Origin of the sequence: Thioalkalivibrio sp. ALR17-21 (assembly GCF_000420185.1) — a bacterium.
In the GTDB taxonomy this organism is placed as follows: domain Bacteria; phylum Pseudomonadota; class Gammaproteobacteria; order Ectothiorhodospirales; family Ectothiorhodospiraceae; genus Thioalkalivibrio; species Thioalkalivibrio halophilus.
The window spans coordinates 1-5,900 of sequence record NZ_ATUL01000048.1; the positions used below are offsets into that span (position 1 = coordinate 1).

Below are 5,900 nucleotides of genomic sequence, written 5' to 3' on the forward strand. Positions count from 1 at the left end.
CCGCCGGACCGATCCCGGGTCTTCGGCACCTGCACCGGCACATCGCCGATGCCGGTCTGGATCCGGCGCTCCGGCTGGTAGCCATTGCGCACGACCGCCCGGCGCCCGTCCGGCAAGCGGTCCTCCGCGTAGCGCTCCATGAACGTCTGCAACTCTGCCTCCACCGCTTGCTGAATCAGGTCCCGCGCCCCGCGGCGCAGCAGATCGGTCAACGGGTCCTCTGGTCCGTTCGGGATGTCTGTCGTATCGTGAGCCATGGTGGCGTATCTCCTCTGGCTGGCTGGTTGGTCGCACTTCCATTCCAGCCGGATACGCCGCCTTCCTCAATCCCCCCGTACACCACTTTCGACAGTAACTCCAACCACCGACCGCACGGCCCAAACGCCCCAATCGCGGAGAGGGCTCCGCTCCTACATGTCCGGAACCCACACCACTGTAGGAGCCCGGCCCCCTGGGCGATCAGAGCCGAACCAGCCCCACCGCCCAAAGGCGCCACGCCCCTACCGGAACACGGTACGCCAGATATACCCAAGATCCTTCCGCAACGACCACTGCTGCACATATTCCCGGTTGATCCGCACCTTGTCGGGAAAGATCACCTCGCGGTTGTACCGCTCCGGGTCATCCACCCCCGCCAACAAGGTCTCCTCGTCGCGGTATTTCAGCGTGGCCGGCCCGGTAATACCCGGGCGCACCGTCAGGATCACGCGATCCTCCCCCTCCAGCGCATCCGCATACCCCGGCACATCCGGCCGCGGCCCCACAAAGCTCATCTGTCCCAGCAGCACATTGATCAACTGCGGCAACTCGTCGATCTTGGCCCGCCGAAATAACCGCCCCAGCGGCGTAATGCGAGGATCGTGCCCGGTCGTCACCGTCGTATCCAGCCCGGTGCCCACTCGCATGGTGCGAATCTTGATCACCCGGAAGACGCGCCCGTCGCGCCCCACCCGCTGCTGGGTAAAAAACCCATTCGCGCGCGTATCCACCGTCGCCGCCAACCACGCCAGCGCGATCAGCCAGAACGTCAGCGCCAGCCCAACGGCCGCCCCAAACACGTCAAAGCCGCGCTTCAGCGCGGCCTGCCCGGTACTCAAACCTTCCTCCATCAAGCAAACGATCCTTGGAATCTATCCCGTAGTCGACCCGCTCCGGTCAGGTGGAAGCCCCAGGACAACCCTACCCCACCGCCAACACCGGCGTTTCCGGCCGCCCCGGCGGGAACTCGATCAGCAGATAGTCGTTCGGCAGCTCCGCCACGATCTCGAACTTCGCCACCGCCTCGTGAGAACGCAACGAAGCCGGATTATCCCGGCTGATCGTCGACCGCGCCCGCAGGCCCGCCTTCGAGGCCTGCCAGTACAGGTAAACCGCAAGAAACCGCCCGAGGCCCAACCCAGTGTAATCCGGCCCCACCAGCCGTCCGATGAACGCCGAGCCGGTCGGTGCCACCTTCAACAGGGCATAGGCCGCGAGCCGATCGCCGAAAAACAGGCCATAGTTCAGGAACGCCCCCGAACCCAGCACCGCCCTCAGCGCCGCCCGGTCAAACCCATGCGGTCGAAAATATCGCAGATGTTCATCCGGCTGCTCCGCCAGAAACCCGTGCAGCGCATCCAGATCATCGAGCCCCAGCGGCCGCATTACCGCCGCCTCCCCGCGCACGGTGCCCTGCACCACGGCGTCGGCCCGGGCGCGCCGGATGCGCCGGCCGAAACGGAGCACCGTCACCCCGCGGGCCGCCGCTTCGACCCCGCTAAAAACCCCCGGAAAACGCTGCTTCACCCGGTACGCCAGCTGCTCCATACGAACGCGCCCTCTAAAGCCCCGTAGCCGCCAGGATGCTCTCGTTCACCCGCCGCACGTCGAATCGCTCGCGCACCAGACGGATGCTTTCCTCTCCCATGCGCTCCACGGCGTCGCCCGGCATCCGGAGCATTTCCAGCATCGCATCCGCCAGCGCCTTACTGCTCCGCGGTTCCACCAACAATCCATTGCACCCGTGCTCCACGGTCTCACGACAGCCGGGCGAATCCGTGGTGATCACTGGCCGCCCGGTCGCCATCGCCTCCAACACCGACCGGGGTGTCCCCTCCCGATAGGAGGGCAAGACGTAGTACCGGCTTTCCGCCAAGGCAGCCTGCACATCATCCAGCGCACCGAGGTATTCGATTGAGCCCTCCGCCGACCACCGCTCCAGCTCCTCGCGCCCAATGGCCGATGGGTTAGGGTCCACCGACCCGGCGAGAAGAAACCGAGCCTTGGGCATTTCGACACGCACCCGCCGCGCCGCCTCCGCATACTCGCGCACACCCTTGTCCGCCAGCAGGCGGGACAGCATCAGAAACACCGGCACATCCGACAACGGATGCCGCGGAAACCGCTCCGTATCCACCCCAGATCCGTACACGCGGACCGACTTGGCGCGCTCGGGCACCAGCCCCATCTCATGAAACAGAGCCTGATCATCCGGGTTCTGGAAGATCACCGTATCGGCACCGGCTAGCCCCCGACGATAAAGCCCACGAACCACCCGTTGCAGCACACGCCGGCGCAAACCTTCACCTTCCGTGAACGCGTAGCCAAGCCCCGTGATCATGGGGAAAAACCGAACGCCGCCCTCGGCCCGGGCGGCCATACCTGCATAGATGACCGGCTTGGCGGTATACGCGATAACCGCCGTCGGCCGCCGCTCCCGAATCAGCCGCCGCAGGGCAAGCAGCGTCCCGAGATCGCGTACCGGGTTGGTTCCGCCCCGCGCCATGGGAACCACATGCAGCGTGATTCCCTTCTCACCAAGCTCCTTGCGGACGGCCGCCGCATCCTCGTCATCGGGCGCGGCGGCCAGGACCTCGTGCCCGCGTTCTCGAAGACAGTCGAGCAGCGGCCCGCGGAAATTTGTCAACGACCGTGATATCCCACCAACCACCAAAACCCGTTCAGACATGACGCAAACTCACAACCGCAAGTCCGAGTCGCCACGCGGCAGCAAGTATTTCAAGTCGTACAGCACGTGCGGATCGCGGCCGAAGGCGCGCATTCTCTGCGCGCCCAGTTCGGCGAACTCGCGGTGGGCCACGGCAATCACCACCGCGTCGTAGGCGCCCGCTTCCGGCTGTGCCACCGGCGTGATGCCCATCTCGTGCTCGGCCTCGGCCGCGTTCACCCAGGGGTCATACGCATCCACGGCCAGCCCGTAGCCCTCCAGCTCGCGCACCACGTCCACCGCCCGGCTGTTACGCAGGTCCGGGGTGTTCTCCTTGAACGTCAGCCCCATCACCAGCACCCGCGCACCCTGCACGCGCGCGCCCTTGCGCAGCATGGCCTTCACCAGCTGGCTGGCCACATAGGCGCCCATGCCGTCGTTCAGCCGCCGCCCGGCCAGGATAATCTCCGGGTGATGCCCGATCTCCTGCGCCTTGTGCGTCAGGTAGTACGGATCCACCCCGATGCAGTGGCCACCCACCAGCCCCGGCCGGAACGGCAAGAAGTTCCATTTGGAACCGGCCGCCTCCAGCACCTCCTGGGTGTCGATCCCCAGGCGGTTGAACAACATCGCCAGCTCGTTGATCAGCGCGATGTTCACATCCCGTTGGGTATTCTCGATCACCTTGGCCGCCTCGGCCACGCGGATGCTGCTCGCCTTGTGCGTGCCCGCCGTGATGACCTGGCCATACAGCGCGTCCACGAACTCGGCTACCTCCGGCGTGGAGCCGGAGGTCACCTTGCGGATGGTCGTCACGCGGTGCTCCCGGTCCCCCGGGTTCACCCGCTCCGGGCTGTAGCCGGCAAAGAAATCCCGGTTGTAGGTGAGCCCCGAGACACGCTCCACCACCGGAATGCAGTCCTCCTCCGTCGCCCCCGGATACACCGTGGACTCGTAGATCACCACATCCCCAGGCGAAATCGCATGGCCCACCGTCTCGCTGGCCGCCAGCAGCGGGCGCAGATCAGGCCGCCGGTGGGCATCGATGGGGGTGGGCACCGTCACGATGAACACATTGCAATCCGCCAGTTCGGCGGCATCGTCCGTTACCCGCAGCTGCTCCGCGGCGGCGAGCTCATCATCCGGCACCTCCAGGGTATCGTCATGCCCCGCCCGCAGCGCCGCCACCCGCCCGGTGTTCACGTCGAACCCGACCACCGGCCGCTTCAAACCGAACGCCACCGCCAGCGGCAACCCAACATACCCCAACCCGATCACCGCAATCCGCGCTTCCGTGTGGTTCTTCATCTACATCCCTTAAGTCGTTCAGTTCGTGTGCAAGCACGTTCCACCATGTTGCCCTGCCCGCGTAGGAGGGTGCCTGCACGCGCCCCCCGCTACAATGCCCCACAAGGCAACATGACTTGCGAGGGTATTCCATGGAACGGAACATCGTCTTCTGCTGCGACGGCACCGGTAACCAGCAGGGCACCGTCAACACCAACGTCGTCCACCTGCTGCGGCGCATTCCCACCCACCACCACCAGATCATCGCCTACGAACCCGGCGTCGGCACCTTCTCCCCGCTCGGCCTGCCGCGCGTCAACCGCATCGGCACCACCCTGGGCAAACTGTTCGGCCACGGCCTCACCGCCAACATCGAAAACGGCTACCGCTTCCTCATGCAGCACTACCGCGAGGGCGACCGCGTATTCCTGTTCGGCTTCTCCCGCGGCGCCTACGCCGTGCGCGCCCTCTCCGGCATGCTGGAACAATGCGGCCTGCTCCACCCCGGGCAGGAAGACCGCGTCCCCCAGGCCACCCACCTCTACACCCGGCAGAACAACCCGCAAGAAGCCGCCGGCTTCCGCAGCCGTCACACCCGCCCCTGCCCGGTGCACTTCATCGGCGCCTGGGACACCGTCGGCTCGCTCGGCTACCTCTACCGCAACCGCCGCTTCTTCGACACCAAACTCAGCCCCCGGGTCGCCCACGCCTGCCACGCCCTGGCCATCGACGAACGCCGCCCCAAGTTCGAGCCCCTTCTGTGGAACGAAACCCGCGCCGAACCCCACCAGATCCTCGAACAACTCTGGTTCCCCGGCGCCCATGCCGACGTCGGCGGCGGCTACCCCAAACGCCAGCTCGCCGAAATCGCCCTGCAATGGATGCTGCAACGCGCCAAACACGCCGGCCTGCAGATCATCGACGACCACGAGCCGGCCACCGCACCCGACCCCACCGGCCCCATCCACGAACCCTGGAGCACCTGGACCGGCCGCGCCCTGCGCTGGCTGCACCTGGGCGACCGCCCGCGCGAAGTGCCGCCCGAAGCCCTGCACGCCTCGGCCGAAGCCCGCCACCAGATTATCGGCTACCGCCCCGAACTCTTCGCCCGTTGAGCCGTACCGCCGCGCGCAGCAGGCTTCGCTCCCCCACGGCGGCCCGCCCCCTCGAGGGTTAAGTTTACTGCTTTAAATCCAGCGGCCTTCTATGCTGACAAAGGGGGGAGGCCAGCGCACGAACCATGCCTACCCATACTCGCGGCGATTCAGGCACATCCCCGACTGGAGTCCTAGATTACCTTCACGATGAACCGCAACCGGTGTTCGCGGTGAGTTACTGTCGAAAGTGGTGTACGGGGGGATTGAGGAAGGCGGCGTATCCGGCTGGAATGGAAGTGCGACCAACCAGCCAGCCAGAGGAGATACGCCACCATGGCTCACGATACGACAGACATCCCGAACGGACCAGAGGACCCGTTGACCGATCTGCTGCGCCGCGGGGCGCGGGACCTGATTCAGCAAGCGGTGGAGGCAGAGTTGCAGACGTTCATGGAGCGCTACGCGGAGGACCGCTTGCCGGACGGGCGCCGGGCGGTCGTGCGCAATGGCTACCAGCCGGAGCGCCGGATCCAGACCGGCATCGGCGATGTGCCGGTGCAGGTGCCGAAGACCCGGGATCGGTCCGGCGG

At 66.2% G+C, this 5,900-nt stretch carries 7 protein-coding genes; 2 read left to right on the forward strand and 5 right to left on the reverse strand.

All coding sequences use genetic code 11. The features are described 5' to 3' along the window. The 5 genes from G020_RS0114310 to tviB form a co-directional block, all read right to left on the reverse strand. Positions 1-257: transposase (locus G020_RS0114310; protein ID WP_196800329.1), on the reverse strand; the 257-nt coding region annotated here is incomplete at its 3' end. Positions 258-500: 243 nt separating this feature from the next. Beyond that, the gene (locus tag G020_RS0114315) at positions 501-1,109 is read right to left on the reverse strand and encodes a sugar transferase (protein ID WP_024330069.1); all 609 of its coding nucleotides are present in this window, start codon (positions 1,107-1,109) and stop codon (positions 501-503) included. A 70-nt stretch (positions 1,110-1,179) separates the two neighbouring features. Further along, on the reverse strand, positions 1,180-1,806 hold the full coding sequence (locus G020_RS0114320; protein WP_024330070.1) for a GNAT family N-acetyltransferase: 627 nt from the start codon (positions 1,804-1,806) through the stop codon (positions 1,180-1,182). A 13-nt stretch (positions 1,807-1,819) separates the two neighbouring features. Then, entirely contained in the window at positions 1,820-2,947 is a 1,128-nt protein-coding gene (locus G020_RS0114325) for a glycosyltransferase family 4 protein (RefSeq protein ID WP_024330071.1), read from the reverse strand. Positions 2,948-2,956: 9 nt separating this feature from the next. Further along, entirely contained in the window at positions 2,957-4,234 is a 1,278-nt protein-coding gene (tviB, locus tag G020_RS0114330) for a Vi polysaccharide biosynthesis UDP-N-acetylglucosamine C-6 dehydrogenase TviB (protein ID WP_024330072.1), read from the reverse strand. Positions 4,235-4,365: 131 nt separating this feature from the next. On the opposite strand from tviB, the gene G020_RS0114335 reads away from it, so the two are divergent. Together G020_RS0114335 and G020_RS0114340 are read left to right on the forward strand one after the other, a co-directional pair. Then, the gene (locus tag G020_RS0114335) at positions 4,366-5,328 is read left to right on the forward strand and encodes a DUF2235 domain-containing protein (protein WP_024330073.1); all 963 of its coding nucleotides are present in this window, start codon (positions 4,366-4,368) and stop codon (positions 5,326-5,328) included. Between the two features lie 315 nt (positions 5,329-5,643). Further along, the coding region (locus G020_RS0114340; protein WP_196800329.1) for a transposase at positions 5,644-5,900 on the forward strand (257 nt) is incomplete at its 3' end.

Coding starts and splice junctions, on each gene's coding strand:
- G020_RS0114315 (WP_024330069.1), bottom strand. CDS start 1,109: ATGGAGGAAGGTTTGAGTACCGGGCAGGCCGCGCTGAAGCGCGGCTTT.
- G020_RS0114320 (WP_024330070.1), bottom strand. CDS start 1,806: ATGGAGCAGCTGGCGTACCGGGTGAAGCAGCGTTTTCCGGGGGTTTTT.
- G020_RS0114325 (WP_024330071.1), bottom strand. CDS start 2,947: ATGTCTGAACGGGTTTTGGTGGTTGGTGGGATATCACGGTCGTTGACA.
- tviB (WP_024330072.1), bottom strand. CDS start 4,234: ATGAAGAACCACACGGAAGCGCGGATTGCGGTGATCGGGTTGGGGTAT.
- G020_RS0114335 (WP_024330073.1), top strand. CDS start 4,366: ATGGAACGGAACATCGTCTTCTGCTGCGACGGCACCGGTAACCAGCAG.